Annotated in this window: 17 protein-coding genes; 2 read left to right on the top strand and 15 right to left on the bottom strand. The window is 50.3% G+C overall.

Going from position 1 to position 19,739, the window contains the following annotated elements; translation table 11 throughout:
• Positions 1–128: 128 nt before the first annotated feature.
• The 15 genes from NQ534_RS16070 to NQ534_RS16005 all read right to left on the bottom strand — a co-directional run bounded on the left by NQ534_RS16070 (position 129) and on the right by NQ534_RS16005 (position 17,667).
• The gene (locus NQ534_RS16070; protein ID WP_006863022.1) at positions 129–446 is read right to left on the bottom strand and encodes a helix-turn-helix domain-containing protein; all 318 of its coding nucleotides are present in this window, start codon (positions 444–446) and stop codon (positions 129–131) included.
• Positions 447–654: 208 nt separating this feature from the next.
• Positions 655–1,308 (bottom strand): RloB family protein, encoded by a 654-nt coding sequence (locus NQ534_RS16065; RefSeq protein WP_006863024.1) that lies wholly within the window; start codon positions 1,306–1,308, stop codon positions 655–657.
• Positions 1,309–1,314: 6 nt separating this feature from the next.
• Positions 1,315–2,577 carry an AAA family ATPase gene (locus NQ534_RS16060; RefSeq protein ID WP_006863025.1) on the bottom strand — a complete coding sequence of 421 codons (1,263 nt, stop codon included), beginning with the start codon at positions 2,575–2,577 and terminating at the stop codon, positions 1,315–1,317.
• Positions 2,578–2,756: 179 nt separating this feature from the next.
• A complete protein-coding gene (locus NQ534_RS16055) occupies positions 2,757–3,386 on the bottom strand; it encodes a hypothetical protein (RefSeq protein ID WP_040784185.1) in 630 nt (209 codons plus the stop codon).
• A gap of 110 nt (positions 3,387–3,496) precedes the next feature.
• Complete coding sequence (locus NQ534_RS16050; RefSeq protein WP_006863027.1) at positions 3,497–4,225, bottom strand: hypothetical protein; 729 nt, start codon at positions 4,223–4,225, stop codon at positions 3,497–3,499.
• A gap of 30 nt (positions 4,226–4,255) precedes the next feature.
• A complete protein-coding gene (locus NQ534_RS16045) occupies positions 4,256–4,747 on the bottom strand; it encodes a hypothetical protein (protein ID WP_006863028.1) in 492 nt (163 codons plus the stop codon).
• A gap of 21 nt (positions 4,748–4,768) precedes the next feature.
• A complete protein-coding gene (locus NQ534_RS16040) occupies positions 4,769–5,278 on the bottom strand; it encodes a hypothetical protein (RefSeq protein WP_006863029.1) in 510 nt (169 codons plus the stop codon).
• A gap of 12 nt (positions 5,279–5,290) precedes the next feature.
• Positions 5,291–5,815 (bottom strand): hypothetical protein, encoded by a 525-nt coding sequence (locus NQ534_RS16035; RefSeq protein ID WP_006863030.1) that lies wholly within the window; start codon positions 5,813–5,815, stop codon positions 5,291–5,293.
• On the bottom strand, positions 5,812–11,061 hold the full coding sequence (locus NQ534_RS16030; protein WP_006863031.1) for a ribonuclease E domain-containing protein: 5,250 nt from the start codon (positions 11,059–11,061) through the stop codon (positions 5,812–5,814). The genes NQ534_RS16035 and NQ534_RS16030 overlap by 4 nt, the downstream gene beginning before the upstream one ends.
• A gap of 93 nt (positions 11,062–11,154) precedes the next feature.
• Positions 11,155–12,717, bottom strand: a complete 1,563-nt coding sequence (locus tag NQ534_RS16025; RefSeq protein ID WP_006863032.1) for a helix-turn-helix transcriptional regulator — start codon at positions 12,715–12,717, stop codon at positions 11,155–11,157.
• 27 nt (positions 12,718–12,744) lie between these two features.
• On the bottom strand, positions 12,745–13,530 hold the full coding sequence (locus tag NQ534_RS16020) for a winged helix-turn-helix domain-containing protein (RefSeq protein WP_260042778.1): 786 nt from the start codon (positions 13,528–13,530) through the stop codon (positions 12,745–12,747).
• Between the two features lie 1,116 nt (positions 13,531–14,646).
• Entirely contained in the window at positions 14,647–14,874 is a 228-nt protein-coding gene (locus NQ534_RS16015; RefSeq protein WP_040785708.1) for a type II toxin-antitoxin system MqsA family antitoxin, read from the bottom strand.
• A 2-nt stretch (positions 14,875–14,876) separates the two neighbouring features.
• On the bottom strand, positions 14,877–14,987 hold the full coding sequence (locus NQ534_RS21770) for a hypothetical protein (protein WP_334303839.1): 111 nt from the start codon (positions 14,985–14,987) through the stop codon (positions 14,877–14,879).
• 134 nt (positions 14,988–15,121) lie between these two features.
• On the bottom strand, positions 15,122–16,198 hold the full coding sequence (locus NQ534_RS16010) for a DnaJ C-terminal domain-containing protein (protein ID WP_006864660.1): 1,077 nt from the start codon (positions 16,196–16,198) through the stop codon (positions 15,122–15,124).
• Positions 16,199–16,341: 143 nt separating this feature from the next.
• Entirely contained in the window at positions 16,342–17,667 is a 1,326-nt protein-coding gene (locus NQ534_RS16005) for a glycoside hydrolase family 30 protein (RefSeq protein ID WP_006864658.1), read from the bottom strand.
• 142 nt (positions 17,668–17,809) lie between these two features.
• Here NQ534_RS16005 and NQ534_RS16000 point away from each other — a divergent pair, with 142 nt between their 5' ends.
• Together NQ534_RS16000 and NQ534_RS15995 are read left to right on the top strand one after the other, a co-directional pair.
• The gene (locus tag NQ534_RS16000; protein WP_006864657.1) at positions 17,810–19,045 is read left to right on the top strand and encodes an AraC family transcriptional regulator; all 1,236 of its coding nucleotides are present in this window, start codon (positions 17,810–17,812) and stop codon (positions 19,043–19,045) included.
• Between the two features lie 214 nt (positions 19,046–19,259).
• A complete protein-coding gene (locus NQ534_RS15995) occupies positions 19,260–19,730 on the top strand; it encodes a hypothetical protein (RefSeq protein ID WP_006864656.1) in 471 nt (156 codons plus the stop codon).
• Positions 19,731–19,739: the final 9 nt, after the last annotated feature.

Genomic DNA, 19,739 nt, shown 5'->3' with positions numbered 1-19,739 from the left:
ATTCCGGCAGTTCATCCGTTTCTTTCCATAAAAATATCATGCGGTCCAGAATCCTGTCCTATTCCGCATGACAAATATCATTTTCCAGAATATATGCCTAAACATATGAATCACTTCCAGTTTCCATTTCAGCCTGCTTTAAGCTGCATAATCTTTTGATAATATATAATTACCCGTTGATAAGCCGCTCCCTCCAGATACCCATATTCAAATTCTCTATTTCCTATTATCAAGGCATCTACTGGAACGCGGAAAAGCTCACTTAAAGCATACAGATTGTCCACTGTTGGTAAATTTCGTCCGTCAAACCAATGATAAATGCTTTGGGGCGTGCTTAATTCCAGAAACTCCTGCACATCTTTCACAGTCATCCTCCGCATCTGCATAATGTGTTTTATATTCTGGCCTGTTTTCTTTATATCAATGACAGGATATTTCTTTTTCACAAAAATCTCACCCCTTCTTTACTAAATTCCATTTCTGCAATTTTCAGAGATATACATCCCCTTATTATCTTATCCGATATAAAGGCTGCTGTCATTGTACTTCTGGTATAAAAGATTTTCACACAGCTTTTTGCGAAGCACCTTGTTCCGTAGTGTGTATCCTGTGATTTATATCCCATCTGATTCTGTTCCGGAATCACTTACCAGCTTACAGGCAATTTTTAACTTTCTTCCTTATCTCTCCCACAAGCTGAAACACTGTTGTACATGGACACATCTGAGATGGTATTTTTTTACCCTCACGTACACATTGTTCATATTTCTGCTGTGCAATATGAATCGCCTTTTCTTCATTTCCTGTTCGGGAAATTTTTTCATATAATCCCATATCTGCTTTCGAATATTTCTGTTCCGTTTTTCTCTGATATACTTTACCAAATTCACTGCAGCATGTCCAGGATTCCGTAATAGCCGGCATGGCTCCATAGTAAGCATACATCCATATTTCAAAACAAGGATTTGACCAGCCAACTCCTATGCCATACGCTTCCGCTTCTTTTATAATCTCATCAAAATCCTTTACTTCATCCCGATCAAACACAATCCAGGGCATCCGATACTGCGCATCATATGCAGTCATTTCAAGACATTTATTAATCATTGTTCTTGTCCTGGTTTCCACCACTTTAATTACCAGTTTATTCTTTATATTTTCCGGTAAAGACTTATGCAATCCCTCAAAGTAACAGCGTTCTGTTGCCTCTGTGTCTGTAACAATCAAATAATATCCAAGATCAGGAAGTTTTAAAGGTGTTCTCTGCTCTCTGGATTTCCGGTTGCCGTTCCTGTCTTTTCTCGCCATATACCGCTATGCCTCCTTAAAGATATCAATGCTTTTCAAAGTCGGAATAGCGCCATATTTTCCAATCAGATAATTTTTTTCATAGCTCTCATCTTTTCGGATTCTGGAACCCGACTCATCTATAAAATCTGCCAGTGAATACAGCTTTGATATTCCCTGCTCATCTTTTTCCGTAAACCATACCTCGTCCCTGCGCAGAAGCTGGTTCGACAGCTGCCATGTATCGTGTGTCGTAAAAATCAACTGTGCATGATTCGTATTAATTTCCGGATTAAGGAAAGTAAGCAAAAAATTACGAACTAACAGCGGATGTAACCGGGCATTCAGCTCATCAATAAAAAATACACTTCCTTTTTCCAGCACATCCTGCAGTTCCGGATAAAGTGCAAACATTTTCAGAGTTCCTGCGGATTCCATCCCTAATGGGATTGCGGCAAATGTATCCGAATCTATTTTTTTGTGCAATGCGTTGATTTTGTATACTTCTTCTTTGCTTTCCCCATCATTCGGAAGTTTTTCTATCTCAAAATCTTTTATATGCTCATCGAAAGAGGAAAAATACTCAATAACCTGTTTCTGAACACTTGTATCTTCTACAAATCCTTTTGGCAAGCGCCGCGATAAGAAGAAATTTGTAAATAAATCACCAAAATCCGCAAACTCATTCGCAAGAAACCAATCCCGTATATCTTTGCACTTATTTACCCTCAGTTTTGCTCCCAGCGAAACAATCAAAACCTGCTGCTCCAAAGCCACCCGAATATTTTCCCTGCTGTTCTTAGGAAGTCCGGATAAATCCAAAACATCCTCCTCAACAGAACGATAAAAAACACTCGTATATTTACGCGCTGTTCTGGCCTTTGTATTCAGCCATTCTTCTGTTACTCCATGAGCATCCACACAAAAGCCATAATTATATGTTCTCTCTGATTTATCTCCCGGAATCGTAAAATACACCTCGAAACTGGATTCCGCTTCCTCTGAAACACTGTCAAACAGAAACGGTGTTGGCTTGAATTCTTCAAACCTTTCCTCTTCATCCCCATACTTGAAAGACTCAATCACATAATCCGCCATATACTCAAACGCATTATATATATTGGACTTCCCGCTGGCATTCGCGCCATAGATAGCCGCTATGGGTAAAATTCTTTCATTGCCTACTGTAACTACCCTCTCCGCAAATTCTGTCATTTTAGCTGCTGACAGATCCAGTGTTGCTTCGTCCCGAAATGATTTAAAATTTTTAAAACTAAACTGAATAAGCATATTTGCACCTCACTTCTCTTTATACACTATTATATCTCACTTTCCTTACTTTTCAACATATAAATCAGATTTTTTCTCAGTTAAATGTATTTTTTATCTTTATTATGAAATTTCCACTATAAAAGCGGTGCAAAATATGCACCGCCATAAACTCTTCATGTCTTAATAATCCGCCGCAACTAAGAAATCATCCAGGTTTCTGTTTCCTCCGAAGCGTTTTTCCCCGTCACACCTTCCAGAAACTTCAGCGCCTGCTCGCCCTCAAACCGCGCCATCCGCTCATAAGGCTGCGGGTACATCAGGGAGGTCGCACACAGCCTGTAGCTGAGATACGGGACATATTCGTCCTTCAGTTCGATTACAAGGCGGAGGAAGAAATTCTTTTTTTCTTTCGTTGTTCCGGACACTTCATAGAAACGGTCCAGATAAAACGCCCTGACAGCTTTTATTTCATAGCAGAGGGAATAATACGTGTTTCCAAACAGTTCTCCCTCGTTCAGATACAAATAACGTGCATTTCCATCCACCAGGATATGCCCGTCCGGTGAAATCCGGGAAGGCTTTAGCGCCCTGCGTACAATCTCTATATGCCTCATTCTGTTGAAAAACATCTGCGTGTCCAGTTCGCTGTGTGTCCGCCATGCTTTTTCCATATCCAGCTGCAGATATCTTCCTTCTTTTCCAAACCGCCTGCGCCTCACCATGCCATAGTCATTCCCTTTCATGGCACACGGCGCACATATATAACCGTCAGACAGACGCAGAAGGCTCTCGCCCCCGGTTTCGCAGATACAGCATCTCTTTTCCAAAACTGTCCCTCCCCGCTATAGACTGCAGGGCAGCACGTTTTATCATGCTGCCCGCTTTTTTTACATAAGCGGCTTAACAGAGATTCGTATCCGTTCCCGCTTTTTCATTTTTAATCTGCTTTGCTTCTGTTTCTTCCTGCCGCGCAGACCAGCAGAACCATTACCGAGCCTCCGCAGAGCAGTATCCACAGCATCGGGTCTGTTTCATCCCCGGTCTTTGCCGCGGCTCCTTTCGCATCGCTTCCGGAGGAGCTGCCCGGTGTTTCCGTTTCGTTTCCGCCCTCCGGCTGCTCTGCCAGCACATAATAGCTGTTGTGTGTGGTGGCAAAGGAAATCTTTCCGCCGGATACACTGCTCTCCATCCGGGTCACGCTGCCCTGTCCGGACACATAATAGACGGACGGGTTTCTGTATGCACTGTCCAGGCTGATGCTGATGCTGATGTTGATCTGCCCGTCCACCTCATAACGCTGTCCGTTGCTGTCCACAAAATAAATATCGTAGACATGCAGGTTCGTCCCAAGCCCTTCCATACATTTCTCGATCCAGTCATGGGTTTCCCCGTTTTCTTCCTCCAGTATGTGTTCCACCACGAAGAGCAGCCCGTCCGGCAGGCTGTCCCCTTCCACAGTCACAGCCGTCCCGTCGTCAAGCGTCACTTCCCCACTGCCTTTATCCACAGTATCCGGATGTCCGTCCACCTTTGTGGTCAGCACGGTCTGGCTGTCCTGCCCGGTCTGCGCCTCCTGCGCCTGCACAGGCGCCGGGAGCACAGTGAGCAGGAGGCACAGCGCCGCCGCTTCCGCCAGTGTCCGGATCCCTTTCTTTAAAAATCCCACTTTCCCGCCTCCTCTCTGAAATTTCCGGTCTTACTGTGTATCAGCAAGCTCTGCCGCAAAGGTGACCACTGCCCGGTAGGTGCCCGGACTGGTTTTCCCCCATGTTTCGCTGGGGATGTGGACGGTCAGCAGGACAGGTGTCCCACTGCCTTCCAGTTCCTTACTGCTCCAGGTCTTCCCGGTAAATACCCCGCTTCCCTGCCAGAGTGCAAACAGGAAATGGTTCCCGGCATCCGCAGTATCCGTAAATTCCGTGGTATCCACGCTGACACGGACCTCCTGCTTTGTACCGATCTCCCCTGTCACAGACAATTTGCCGATTTCTGTGTCCACCGTACCGAAAACGATATCCTGGCTCTTCGGGATGGACATTGTGTAGGACGCATCCTTTTTGATGGTGAGCTGCATGGACTGCGACTGGCTGCCGTCAGCGGCATACGCTGTGCAGACGGACATTGCCAGGACAGCCGCTGCAAGGACTATTCCCGCAGCTCTTTTTTTCCGTTTTTTCCCTGTTTCCATGCCTATGCCGCCTCCCGGTGTTTAGTTCGTGCTGTCTACAACTGATGAAGTGAATACAATCTGTCCGGTGTAATTACCTGCTCCTACCGTTCCAAGTGCAGCGAAATGTAATGTACCTGTTCCTTCATCTGCTGTCAGTGCGTTTGCTGTAAATTCTGCCACCACCGCGTTATCTTCGATTGCTTCCCCTCCTGCGATCAGGCTGACGGTGGATGTTATCTTATTTGCTGCATCTGCAGAATCTGTAAGCGTTACCTTGCCGCCTGATATTCCGCTTGCAACAGTAACCGCCACTTTCTTGCCTGTTGCCACATTACTTTCTGTAAGAGTGATCGGCTCTGCAGCAACACTTACTGTTTCACTCAGCGTCACAGTTTTCGGGATGCTCAGTACATACCTGGAATCTTTTGCATACGTCACTGTCAGCGTATCGTTTTCTGCTGCAAAAGCAGTCAGCGCTCCTCCTGCGATCATTCCTGCTGCAAGCACTCCTGCAAGTCCTTTTGTAAGATACTTTCTGTTTTTCATCATGGTGATCCTCCTTTAATTAATTACATTTAATGTTAATTTTATTTCAGAGCCGTTTAACGGCGTCTGTGCGTCATCCATCGCGAAGCATTCGTATTTCAGCACCGCATCCTCATATGTTCCTGCGGCAAGCGTCTGCTCCAGCGTGATATCATAGATTCCCTTCCCCGGCTCTATGAGGCCGGACTGCCATAACTGCGTGCCGTCTGACAGCAGCAGCGTCATGCGGAAGTAGCAGGTATTCTGCTCCGGGTTGTACAGATTCACGGACTGCTCTGCGGCATCCGCCTTCAGGGTAATGCTCCCGTATCCGGGGATATCAATGGTGTCCGTGTTTTTCTCCCCTTCGTACACGTCCTGCTCGCCGGTCCAGTCCTGGGCATTTTCATCCGTGGCCAGACCGCCGCCCTGCGGGGCATCCTCCCCGAACCAGTTATTCCAGTTCAGCCCCACAAATACCCCGGCTCCCACAAGCAGGATTACCAGCACGATCAGAAGAAGGATTTTTCCTGTCTTCCCTTTCGGGTTGTTACTGCTCATTCTGTCGTCCCTCCTTCCGCTGCTGTATAATCAATCGAAAATGTGACGGTTCCCTCATAGGTTCCTGCCAGGATATTTGTTTCTGTCGGCTCCTTAAAGGAAAGGGAAACTGCCGGGTCGCTCTCTGCCTTAAACTCTGCAACTGCCCCGCCTGTATATTTTTTTCCTTCTACAAGCATCTCTGACGTCACACTGCTTCCAGAATTATCTGTATTGGTTAAGGTCAGTTTCCCGTTTTTATCAATTCCACCGCTGACAGAAACACTGACCGTTCCGCCATTTAAGTTGAATGGTTCTTTTGTATTGATTCCAACGCTGACGGCATCTCCGCCCGCAACGGCAGTTGCCGGAATGGTAATGGTGTAGGCTATTGCATCTGGTTCTCTCACATTAATAACAGCACTGCCAGTTACGGTATAGCCATCACAACTTACTTCACAGATAAAGGTCTGCATGCCGCTCCACTCTGGGATATATACCATTTCCTTTGTCTCATAAAGAAGATGTCCTCCACAATACCATTTATAAGTCACATCCGAATCTGTATAATCTTTGGACAATTCCACTTCAGCAGTAATCGTCACCACCTCATCAAGACTGACCGTTACATCAGATTTATCAGCTTTGACTATCAGGTTCTTAATGGGTGCCTCTTCCACTATGACCGTGCCTTTCAGAGTTCCAACAGAGGTGTCGCTCACCCAACTATCATTCTGTTTATAAGCATAGTTTTCTTCGAGAATACTGCCAACCGACTTGCCCGTATAACAAAATACTGCATTGCCGTAACTGGTGCTGGAAAAAGTGCCTCCAGAAAGAGTAACTTTACCTGCTGCACTAACAGAAAGACCGCGGCTTTCACCGGAAATACTTCCGGACTCAATGTTGACCACTGCGCCACTACTGGCAACAAGTATACCCTCACCGCCGGCATAAATTGTACCGCCCTTCATGTTTAGAATGCCTGCAGTTACGCGGATTCCCTCACCCTGAGCATTTGTGCTGTTGATTGTTCCACTTTGGAATGTCAGTACACCGCCGGTAACATGAATAATCGCCGGTATACTGGTAGCACTATCATAAGGAATATTGCCGGAAATAGAATGAATGTTTCCATCGCCCCCTACGCCGGCCAGTGTAATATTCCCACTGGTCACAGTCAGCGGGCTTGTTACCACCACATCCGTAAGCAGAGTTACTACCGCTGTGGAACTGTCAGAGCTGTTCTCCTGCGCATAGGTCCACGCTTCTTCTATAGTGCTGAAATACTTTGAAGCATCACCGATTTCCACACTGGCTGCCGCCTGTGCAGTACAGCCTTCTGCCTTACAGCTTCCGTCTGTATCCCAGTCATGGGGTTTTGTTTCTTCATGCCCACATACCACACATGTTCCGATGTGGTTCTCTCCATCTTCTTTATCTGTCCAGGTTTTGTAACTGTGTCCGCATTTTTCTACAGTCAGCGGACCCGTCAGCGTTTTACCGTCCAGACCTTCCGTAACCAGCACCCCATTGGAAGAATAATAAGCATACTTCAGGTCCCCGCCTACATTTAAAAGCTCTTTCAGCGTAATAGAGTTTCCGCTATCAATCAAGATGCCATATGCACCGCTGTAACTTCCTCCGGAAAGGAGCGCACTACCAGAACTCTGGATTCTGAGTGCCGCGCCGTCTGCACCGTTTTCCCCTTTTGTATTGGAAGCGCTGATGCTGCCTCCTGTGATCGTGATCTTTGCCCCGGAACCGCTGACATACACGCCGCTTGCCCTGCCGCTGATGTTTCCGTCCAGAATAGTGATGATACTTCCATCGGAAGCCGCCGCCACGCCAATATCCCCGCTGACGTTCCCCGTCTGGATTTCTGCCGTTCCCCTGTTGTACACGCAGACGCCGGAATGTCCGTCCGCCGTTGCCGCAGCAGTTCCGCCGTTCAGGACAAAATGCCCGCCATTTACTGCAATGGCATTGTTTCCGCCCGCTCCATTTTTAACGGTTCCGCTCTTCAGCGTAAGGGTTCCCCCGGAAGCAACATTAATCAGTCCGCTCGCCGAATTAAAAACATTTCCGGAGATGGTATAGTTGCTGTCCTTTTCGCTCTTTAAGGTGATATTACTGCCGGACGTTACCGTAAGGGTTGCGCTGACTTCCACATCTGCCAGCAGTGTTACCTCAGCCGTCTTTCCCTGCGCCGCTGTCCAGGCATCCTCAAAGACCTCATAATAGACCCCATCACCGCCTGCGCCGTCTGAAACGCTGGCCTCAAATGTCTTGCCGCAGCCCTGGCAGACTCCGCCTGTGATCTGGCTGTGAGGGCACACTTCGATCTCAGCATGGACCGTCCGGCTGGACACGGAATAGCCGCCGCAGGAAACCACACAATAGAAGTTTCCGCTCCCGCCGCTTACCCAGCTGTCCGGCAGAACCAGGGTGTCCGTCCGGCTTCCGGCATATCCGCCCTCACTGTCGGTAAGAGCCTCATCCGTTCCACCTTCCTCTTCGTTTACCCGGTACCACTGGTAAGAGATTTCCCCTGTCACAGTTTCCCCTTTTTCCGCAGTCACCTGCAGCTTCGCCGTACCGCTCGCAAATCCGTAGGACAGCTTCAGGTCAGATGGACCGTCTGTGATCTGTACCGGAGCCGCCTGAATGGAAACTGTCTTCCCGACCGCCAGTTCCCCGGTCTGGTTCAGCCCCTCTGTCAAGAAGCTGCCGGTTTCTGTATCATAATACGCTCTTCCCTCACCCAAAATTTGGGCAAAGGTCTTATTCTTGGTATTGAGGCCCCCTGTATAAGTTCCGCCGTACAACGTCACATTGTCCTGTTTGTTAATTTCACGGACTGCATACCAGGAACCGCTGATCGATCCTCCATGAATCGTCACACTCCCCTCATTCAAATGGACACCAACATAGCCGTCCAGTTCACCATCATAAATGGTAAGGTTTCCTCCCCAGGCCACATTGATGGCCGTCCCGGAAACCCAGCCTGTACTATCCGGGTTTGTCTCTATCCTGCCGCTTTCCACCGTCAGGGATGCTCCGCTCCTTACAAAGACTCCTTTCCCGTTCATATTTCTGATAGTCCCTGTTTTCCCGTTGCTGCTGTCTTTAATGGTCATCTGGCAGTATTCCAGAAACAGGACCTGGTTTTGATTCTTACCTGTCAGCGTATATCCGTTCAGATCAAGCGTTATATCTCCGCTTAGTATTGAGATATAACCCTGACTGCCATAGTCAATATCCGCCAGCAGCTTTACCTCTGCCTTAGTCCCCGCCGTGGACGCGGCTGAGAAGGCTGCTGAAATATCCGTATAGTATTCCGTCTGGCCGTTCACAGTAACGCCCGCCGACGCCTGGGCAGTGCAGCCCTCCACGGTACATTTACCGTCTTCGCCAAACTGATGGTTCTCCGTTGTCTCCTCTGTTCCGCAGTATTCGCATGTACGGGTATGCACCTTGCTGTCCGCAGACGACCATGCTCCATAGGAATGGCCGCTGCACGCGCCTATGGTGTAAGTTCCGGCAGGGAGAATGGTGTCTGTGTTGTTTGCCCCCGCCGCATAAGCGCCGTCTGCGTCATAATACACGAAGCCTTTCTCCAATACTCCGCCGAGCGTGTTGTATCCAATAGTTACTATAGCATATCCTGTGCCGTCATAGCCGCCGGTAAAGGTTCCCCCGCTAAGCGACACATCCGTGCTTGCAATATCAAGACCAACTCCAGAACCGCTGACCGTTCCGGCAATAACCGACAGTGACCCACTGCCCGAAATAAGTATGCCATAACCCGACCAATTGCTGTCTTCCGGATCTCCTGCCTTGATTGTTCCCCCTTTCATTTCAGCCGTTCCACCGCTGACATAAATACCGTAAGCCCCCCAAGAATCTTCCGACACCGCCTCAACCGTTCCCTTTTCCACAACAAGCGTCCCGCCTGTAACGTATATGCCTCTCGCAATACTATCATCTGTCGTTTTTCTGATGGTAAGGGCATCCCCTGCGAGGGTCAGGCTCGCACCGGAGGGAACCGTAACGGTACCGGCGAGCACAACTGCTTCCGTGCTGGTCAGCGTAACATTACCGGAAACGGTAATATCCGTCTCTGCATTATCCAGCAGCGTGATGGTCGCCGTTTCCCCTGCGCCTACAGATGCAAAGGCTTCTGTGATATCATCAAATTCCTCTGTTTTCCCGTTTTTCTCTACCCTGGCTACCGGATTGCCGGTTTCCTTTTCTTTTATCGTAACCATAATCTTCGGCAGTCTCACGCTTTCCTCAGATTTCAGGGTGTACGTCACATCATTTATGGTTACTGTCTCTGGAAGCACCGGGACGTATGTATAGGTCTTCCCGACCGCCGTTTCATCGGAGGAAAATTCCGCCGCACTGCTCTTTTCCGCGTCAAGCTTCCATTTAACTCCCGTCAGCGTAAAATTTTCAACTGTCTGCACATTTGTGGCTTCCGCCGCATGGACAGTCATGGACGGGAATACCGCATCCAGCAGGGAGGTCAGGATACCGCCGTCTGATGATGTATCCGTCACCGTCTGTTCCGTTTCCGGGGCTTTCTGCTCTTCCGTCACCGGGGCTTCCGTTTCTGCGGGAGGCTCTGCCTGCAGGACTGCTGCAGTTTCTGTTGCCCCGGTTTCCGCTGCCGGTGCTTCCGTGCCTGCGCTCTGTCCTTCCTGTCCGGACGGTTCCGCCGGCTCTGCCTGCTGCTGTACAGGTGCTTCCGTCCCCGGTTCTTCTGTCCCCGATGTTTCTGTCTGCTCTGTATTCTCCGTCGCAGGAGGCGTCACCGATTCGGTTTTCTCTTCTGTCCCGGTGTCTGCTTCCGGTCCGTCTGTCTGCTCCTGCGTCACGTCCGGGTTCTCCTGTGTTCCCGTGTTTTCTTCTGTCTGCATATTATCCGGCACGGGTTCCTGTGTCACCGGTTCTGTCTGCGTTTCCGTCTCCTGAACCGCCGCTGTTGCTTCCACGCCGGATTCTGCCGGCTGGAGTTCCAGTGTGACAGTCAGTTCTCCCGGAAAGTTAATAGCCATCTCTTCCGCACCTGTATCCAGTGTCTGTGTACGTATCCCGTCATCAAGGTCAGAAAACCTTGTGACTACCGCCGTCCCCATGCCGGTGGTTCCTGTGCCCGTATCCCCGCCCGCTGCGGCTGGGATCTCCACGGAGCTTCCCGCCAGTACCGCCGCCAGTATGAATGCCGCCGCCCGGCGCAGCCCCCTGTTCCTGTTTTTCATGCCTGTATCACTCCTGTTCCTGCTGCAAAAAATTTCTGTATCTGTAACCGGTACCTGCTGTTTCGGGTATCCGTGTTTTCCATTCCGTACATCCTATATCAGCTTCCGTTTCCTCGCCTCATTGACTGCGGCGGTCCGGGTGCTCACGCCCAGCTTCCGGTATGTTTCTTTATTATGGTATTTCACCGTGGCTTCCTTTATCCCCATGTGCTCCGCGATCGCCCGCGTGGAAAGGCCTTCCGCCTGCATCTTAAGCACCTTCACTGCCTGCTCTGGCAGCCGCACCTCGGCGTCCGTCCCCTGCTCCATATAGCGGGGATAGGATTTTTCCATCCTGCGGCACTCCTCCAGCACCTCTGTCCGGAAGTCCTCATCCTGCCAGGTGAGGTCCGCCGTTTCCAGGAGGTCCAGCGCGGCGCCGCACTCACGGGAGAACAGCCTCACGAAATGGTAGCTTTCCGCCTGTGTGACGCAGCCCTGCAGGGTCTCCCTCCATTCCTCCCGCCCCGCACGGTACAGCGCGATGGCAAGGAGCAGGGATGCTTCCATGTGGATATAGGTGCGCTTCATCTTTTCCGCATAATACAGGAGCTGCTCCAGGAGCGCCAGGGCTTCCCCGGTCTTCCCTGCCATCAGGTAGACGCGCGCTTTCGTCAGGTACCGGAACCTCTCCAGCGTGCAGAACGTCCCGTTTTCGTCCGGTGCCTTCTCCATCCACTCCGCTGCCCTGGCGGGCTGCCTCCGGTACAGGTATATCCTGCACAGGAAAGCGTCCGCGTTGGGCAGCGTCCGGGGCGCTTCCTTTTCCGCGCGCTCCCGGTAGGCTGTCATGATATCCTCTGCAAACTCCGCGTTCCCGTTCAGGACTGCCACCCACGCAAGCAGCGCCGCCGCCACGAAGCACAGCTCCGTCTTCCCGCCGCCTTCCGCGGCGATCCTTCCTTTTTCCGCCAGCCGCATGACCTCGAAGCTGTCCATTCCTTTCTCAAGCCCGCTCTCCGCGAGGGCAAGGGGCACAAGCCCTTTCCCGTACTTCCCAAGGACGATGGACGCCGCCTTCCCGATGGAAGCCGCCAGCTCCCGGTCGTGCCTGCTCCATTCACAGAAGTCCTTCCCGCCGTTCATCAGGGAGGGGAGGTTCGTGGTCACGGAAAACTCCGGCAGCGCTGTCTTCTGTCCCGGAAGCAGGCTCCCCGCGTTCTTTATGAGGGAGGCAATGTCCGCGCTCCCCCTGTGGGGCAGGGCGATGTCCAGGTAGAACAGCCTTCTCCTCGCCTCCCGGCGTTCGCCGCCGCTGTGTTTCCTCGCATATTCCTCCAGTTCCCGGTACCAGCGCTCGCTCTCCTCCGTGTCCATTAAAATGGAATGCAGCATGCTCATGTAGCACATCAGCACCGGGTCGTCCAGTATCATCTCTTCCGGAAGCGACAGGTAATAGTCACGCAGCTCGAAGTAGGAGCCTGCCGCCGGGTTCCTCCGGGCATTGGCGGAAAGCACCCGCCGGATGTCCTCCGCATCCCCGTATTCCCCGTACATTTCCAGTGCCTCCGGGTACCTCCCGTACATCTCGTAATAAAGCCCGGCGTGGGAATAGAGCTGCCGGATCTGCTCCCGGCTGTATTTCCTTGCCAGCCTGCCGCGCATCGCCTGGCGCATCGCCCAGCGGTATTCCCATATCCCGTCCTACCCGGTGCTGGTCATGAAGTTCCCCAGTTCCTCCGCGCGGGACACCAGCGCGTCCACATCATCCCTGCCGGTGATCATCGCCGCCAGCTCCTTTGTGTAATTCTCCACGATGGACGTTTCCATCAGGAACTCGGAAAGCTCCTTTTCCCACTGGTCAAAGATATGGTTTTCAAGCCAGAGCCACATGTTCTTTACCGCCAGATCCACGTCCCCGTTTTCCAGCACCAGCAGCTTCAGCGATACCGGGTGCCCTTTTCCCAGCTCCCATGCCCGGTCCGCCGTCTCCGGTTCCAGCCGGATGCCGGACAGCTCCAGGTACGCGTCCTGTCCCCTCCGGGTAAGACATAAGTCCTTCTCCCCGATCTCCACGAACCGGTATTCCACCCGGAGGGGGATCAGCCATCCGGGGACGGGTGCGCGGGAGACGAGTACCAGGCGGACGCCCTCCTGTCCGGCAAGCTTCCGGAAAAGGGCTGCCCAGCATTCCTTTATTTCCTGCAGGGTGACGGTGTAAAGGTCGTCAACCACCACAATGCGCTCCTGGCCGTCCGGCTTCACGCCCACCTCTTCCGGCTGTGTTTCCCGTGCGGAATAATACTCGTACTGTTTCCGTGCAAACACTTCCCGCACCAGCCTGGTCTTGCCGGTGCCGGTGACGCCGTACAGGTACGCCACCATCCCCAGCTCCAGTGCTGCTTTCAGTTTCCTTTCTGCTGTTTTCGGTCTTATGTATACATCATTGTCTGCTGTGTTTTTTCCTCTTTTCCTGCTTTCATCCTGCACCGCCGTCACCTCCCGTATCCGTATATGTGTCCCTTAACATTCCTGTAAGCTCCTGCCGGATTTCCGGCAGGAACAGAAGTGTGCCTGCACACTTCTGCCGTGCCACGCGTGGTCAGCTTCTGCTGACATCTTCCATTCACGCGGGTGCACATCCTGCCAGAGTTTTTTGCGTCATCTGGATGACGCAAAAAACCGCCAGAAGCCGGGCGGCATTTCTGCCACCCGGTTTCTGACGGTTTCCCTGTATCCTGTATGGAAGACACCACAAAAAGACAGAACGTTATCTCTGCTCTGCTCTGCTCTGCTCTGCTCTGCTCTGCTCTGCTCTGCTCTGCTCTGCTCTGCTCTGCTCTGCTCTGCTCTGCTCTGCTCTCAGATTATCGCTTCTTTTGCTCATGGTGTCAACTCCTGTTCTGGTAAAAAATGTTTTCTCTTTGAGCATTATATCACGGAAAATGGCAAAAATCCACTATCCGAAAGTGTAGTTAGTGGTGTTTTTGGGCACTTTTCCAAAAATTTCATTGTTATGCACAATTTTATTCTTTTTATTCCCCTTGAATTTGTTTATTTTTAACAGCCTCATATCTTCATGCATTGTTAATATCTTACATGACCTGTCTGGAAGCCAGAGGGAATATCCGCATTTCTCCGTCCGACCGGCAGAAATGCATTTTTCCACGATTTCGCATCACTTTACATTTCATATGGTTGCCTAAGGCAAAACATTATCCCAATTCCCGAATGCAATGTTCTCTATATTTTAAAAATATCAAGGACGCCACTCCCCAGAATTTTCATGTCCATAGTTTATTCCGTCTAATCCTGGAGCATAGCCCTAACTTCGCCTGGAGTACAATGATAATCTCTTTCCCAGTTTCTCCGAAAGCTCCCTTTAAATATATCGCCATTTATATAGACCATTCTCTGTTCACAGCTTGCCCGCAGTACAGTAATAGCCATAATCAATCTTTTAATCACAAATATTCCCCGGCTGATTTTCCTTATAGCCGGGGAATACATTTTGTCCCGTAATTATACGGTCTGCATCATTTCTTCTTTCAGATGCCGGACATCTACATGCTGAATATCAGCAGTTCATTTTTGAAGCACAAATTTTTACGCTGCCTGTTTGTAATCAATCACAGCAATCTCCTGCATCAGCTTCTTTGCCATATTCACAATGATTTCCAGCTTTTCAGCGACTTCATCAGTGTAATATTTCTCGCCACACTGATCACATTCAAGGCATGGAACATTCTTGATTACGATGATGCAGTCTTTGTAGTTCACAACGTGGGTTGTGGTGCTCTGGATAGTAGTCGTATTTTTACAAAACATACACATATTTATTTCCCCTTTCTTCTGGTTTTCAAATCATTTTCAAACTTCTTTGTATCTGGGTAATAAGCCGTTATGATATATATATTTATATTATCACATCCTGCAACGATATGCAAAATTCGATTATTAACAGTATACCCAAAAATCAGGCCGCTTGGATTGGGGAATCCTATTCGTAAAAACCCCCTCTGTCAGCAAATCCGCTTCCAGAGGGGTCCTTCATTTTTCTATAAATATACTGCTGTACCCGTCATACTGCCCGCTGGTACTCTCTCAGCTTCTGTTTTGCTGCTGAGTTAAGGTTACGGGGAACCTGTATCTCCACTTTTGTATACTGACTGCCTTTTGCGGACGGATGATTCATGTCCGCGATGCCTTTTTCCCGCAGCCGTATTTTTGTGCCCGACTGTGTTCCTTCCTTAATATGACAGCTTACGTTGCCGTAAAGGGTGGGAACGATGACATCTCCGCCAAACACAGCGGTGGTGTACGGAATCTGAATCGTGGTGTAGACGTCCTGACCTTTCCGCTCAAAGCCGTTTTTGTTTCCCACAACTATTTCAAGATAAAGGTCTCCGTCCGGTCCGCCCTGCATTCCGGCGCCTCCTTTTCCGGGAACACGTATCTTCTTTCCGGTGTCAATTCCTGCCGGGATGTGTACCTTCAGGTTCTGCACCCTGCCGCTTTCATCCTGATACGAGATTACCTTATCGCATCCGAACGCCGCTTCCTCAAATTCCACCTTAAGCTGCGCCGTGATATCGGACCCCCGCATTCCTCCGCCATAGCTGTTTCTGCCGCCGTAACTGCTTCTGCCGCCATAGCTGCTTCCGCCACTGTAACCGCTTCCGCTGCCGTAGCTGCTTCCGTCATAGTCGTCTTCTCCGTAAAACTGCTGTCCAAAACCAAATCCGGGGCCTGCGCCGCGCCCTGCTCCAAAACCTCCTCCGAAAAAGTTCCGGAACAGGTCATCCATATTATCCCCCTGGAAATGAAACTCTCTGTAAGCGGAGCCGTTATTCCCATATGACCGGTAGCTTCCCGCTCCGCCTCCGGCACCGTTTCCTGTTTCTGCTCCGGCGCCCGCTCCCATACTTCCGTCGAACGCCGCCATGCCAAACTGGTCATATAATTTCCGTTTTTCCGGATCGCTCAATACATCATATGCCTCGGCCGCCTCTTTAAATTTTTCATCTGCCGCCGGGTCTCCTTTATTCGTATCCGGATGATATTTTTTCGCCAGCTTCCGGTACGCTTTTTTTATGGAAGCCGCATCTGCATTTTTACTGACGCCGAGAACCTCATAATAATCTCTTTTTGCTGCCATAGTATACGCCTCCTGTCTGTTCGCCTGTTTCTGAAAAGGGGCTGCATGTCAGATGCATGCAGCCCCAGAAGCCATCTTCTTTTGTTCTATTTGTAATATAACACATATATTTTGTATTGTCAAGCGATGGAGGAAAATTTTTTTCAGATTTCTCCGCTGATAATGCTCTGTGCCTCCGCCTCTATTTCCAGAACCTGTCCGCGTACTCTGAGATAACAGGGGCGCGCATTCTCCGACCTGTTTAAAATCACAAACACAAGCCTGCCGTCCGCATTTCTCCATGCCGTAAAATCCAGAGCGTCCGTGTATCTGGTAACTGCCAGACGGACGGCGCCGGGTCTGATAAAATGTGCAAAATGCCAGTAATATTTCAGGCACATGCGCTCTTCCAGCCTGCCCTCCTCCAGATGATATAAAAACGGCGCATCACAGAAATTATCCACATGGTTGGGACCGCCGTTTTCGTCCAGCAGGATATTCCAGTCGTAGAACCCCGACATGCCATGATTCAGATTCCCAATCATGTCATGCGCCAGCTTTCCGGCATTTTCCAGCTGCGCCTCCCGGTCATGCCTGCCAAACTCCAGACAGCTTTCCGAAAGAATCAGCTTTTTCTCCGGGAATCTCTGACGCACCATATCCAGCGCCTCAAAATGGTCTCCGCTGTACCAGTGAAAAGCGATCCCGGAAATCATATCCTCCGTGGTGTCGTCTATCGTATCCCTTGCCCGCTCATAGACCCTCTCCTTATTATGGTCCCAGATAAAAAGCTCTATATCCTCCATCCCGCGCTCACGAAGCGCCGGAACCAGATAATCCCTGAGAAATTCTTTTTCCTCCTGCGCGGTAAACAGGCAGGAATCCCACTTCTGCACGGCGTTCGGCTCGTTCTGTATGGTCATGCGGACGACCTCATAGCCCCGCTTCCGGTATTCTTCCACATATCTGCAAAGATATGCGGCCCACCGCCTCCGGTATTCCTTTTTTAAGGAGCCGCCTCCCGTCCGGCTTCCGTTCGTTTTCATGTATGCCGGCGGAGACCAGGCGGAAAGCATGATCTTCAGCTTCTTTCCCGCCTTTTTCTGTGCCCTCTCCAACAGAGGGAGAATATATTTTTCCGTATCCGCAAAGGAAAATCCTTCCAGATTCTCATCCTCCCGGTCGGGCGCCGCCTCGTAAAGATGCGTCGAAAAATCACAGCTGTCCACAGGAATCCGCACCTGGTTATAGCCCATATGCGATTCGTCAAAGTACATCGTAAGCAGCTCTTCCTGCTGTTTTCCGTTCATGCGGGAAAATACATATCCCGCCGAATCGGTGAGGGCTCCGCCAAAGCCCTCCATCGTCTGATACTGCACATTCTCATAAATGTTCAGCACTTCATTTTCCACACCGTCATCCGCAAAGGCGGACACGTTCTTTTCCGTCAGCGTTCCTTTTCTATCGGTAATAAATAATTTCGCGTTCATTATTTTTCCTCCGTTTTTTGCTTTGCTGGTTTTATTTTACGCAATGGGCGGTTCAATCTATATCACTTTTTTTAGTTGTTTATCACTTTCTTTGGAAAATATGATATACTTATCTTTATCATGAAAACGGAGATAAACAACGATGAATATTACTTATCTGATGCAATACCTTTCCAGGCAACTGCACACCATTGTGCGGCGGTATACCCGGCAGGGCGAGCTTCTGGAAACGGTATGTGAGCGTGTGGATCTGACGGCGCAGCCTGAGAGCGAATCCGCAGAGCTCCTTCCATTTCTGCTTCAGACGGCGGAGGACGCCTGTCCTGTGCTTTCGGCGGACGACCATTCCATCGCCTACGCCACAGCCGTTGCCGGAGCAGAGATCTTCCTGATGGGTCCCGTCCTGCTCCCTGGCGGCACCCGGTATAAGCACCGGCTGCCAGAGACATTATCTGTCCCGGAGGAGCAGCGGCTCTTGCTTTATCATTGCACGCCCTATGTCCTTTTAAAGGAAAGCCTGTTGGTGCACAATCTCTTCCATAACAGCATCCTCTCACTGAACCAGGCGTCTGAACTGAACTGTCTGGAGCAGGCGGAAGCCAGCGAGGTGCAGAAAAATTTTACGGACATTGTGTTCCGGAACCAGGAAGCCTCCTCCCGGCACAATCCTTACGACCAGGAAATCCGGGAGCTCTCCAGCATCGAAAACGGCGACGTGGCACAGCTTACCAAAAGCTGGGAGGAGGATTATATCGGACGTGTGGGAACGCTTGCCAAAGATCCTCTGCGCCACTGCCAGAATCTTGGAATCGTTCTTGTCACCCTGGGCGCCAGAGCCGCTATCCGCGGAGGCGTCATCCCGGATATTGCCTTTTCGCTCAGCGACAGCTATATCAATCAGATCGAGGAGGCGAAAAACCCGGAGGCCGCTTTCTCTCTCGGCAGAAAGGCGGAATACCAGTACACGGTCCTGGTAAAGGAGCTGAAGGAACAGCGGGAAGCGCGCAGCTCAGAGCATCCGCCGGATTCCAGAATCAGCAGATGCAAGGATTATATCTGCTCCCATCTACACGGAAAGCTGTCCACCTCGGACGTCGCAAAGGAATTATATATGAATGCAAGCTATCTGTCCGATTTATTTAAAAAGGAGGAGGGCATCACCATCAGCGAATACATTCTGCAGGAAAAAATCCGGCTGGTTAAAAATATGCTGACCTACTCCCGGTATTCCTACAGCGCGATTGCAAATTATCTGGGCTTTACCTCCCAGAGCTATCTCGGCAAAAGATTTAAGCAGGCGACCGGGCTGACGCTGCACCAGTACCGTGAAAAATACGGCGTAAAGGAATTTACGGAAAAATCCGGCGAAGCCCGGTAATCTTAATCCGGAATGTTTTGCCTCCGGCGGAAATCTCCTCTCCTGCCCGCATCCGTCCCGTTTTGGAAAATTTCCCAAAACGGGGCGGCGTTTTTTTGACGTCTGTCCGATGAAACCGCCCCGCAGTCCTGCTATACTTGTATCATCAAATCAAGAACACATACACTTTCAGAATAGAAAACACCATTCCGAAAGCTCATGGAAAGGAGGCAACATGAAACGGGTAGCGGAAATCATCTACATTGTTCCGGAAAAACGTGAAGAATATCTTCAGAAATGGCTGAATCCCGATACAGAGATGCAGCAGATCCTCTGGGTTCACGGTATCCGGAATCAATACTATTTCAAGCTGAATGAATTTATCATGATGACGTTTGAATATGTGGGCGGCAATTTCCGGGAGGATATGAACGCTATCGCTGCATATCCCGAAATCGATTCCCTTCTGGTAAAGAAGCGCAGAAAGGATGTCCCGGAAGAGGAACGCACCACAACCGACTGGTGGGCGCCGGTCAAAAAGCTTGGCAGTATCCTGACAGAAAGTCCCATGCCGGAGGACAAAGAGGAAGAGCTGTCGCTGACAGAGCAGTATCACGAAATGCTCAGCGGCAGTATGGAACCAGGCTCCATGAAATACGATATTTCTTATGACGATGATGACTGGAGTGAATCCGTCCACATCTGACAGCCATAA

The organism is Marvinbryantia formatexigens DSM 14469, assembly GCF_025148285.1.
In the GTDB taxonomy this organism is placed as follows: Bacteria; Bacillota; Clostridia; order Lachnospirales; family Lachnospiraceae; genus Marvinbryantia; species Marvinbryantia formatexigens.
This window is presented reverse-complemented; position numbering and strand designations above follow the sequence as displayed.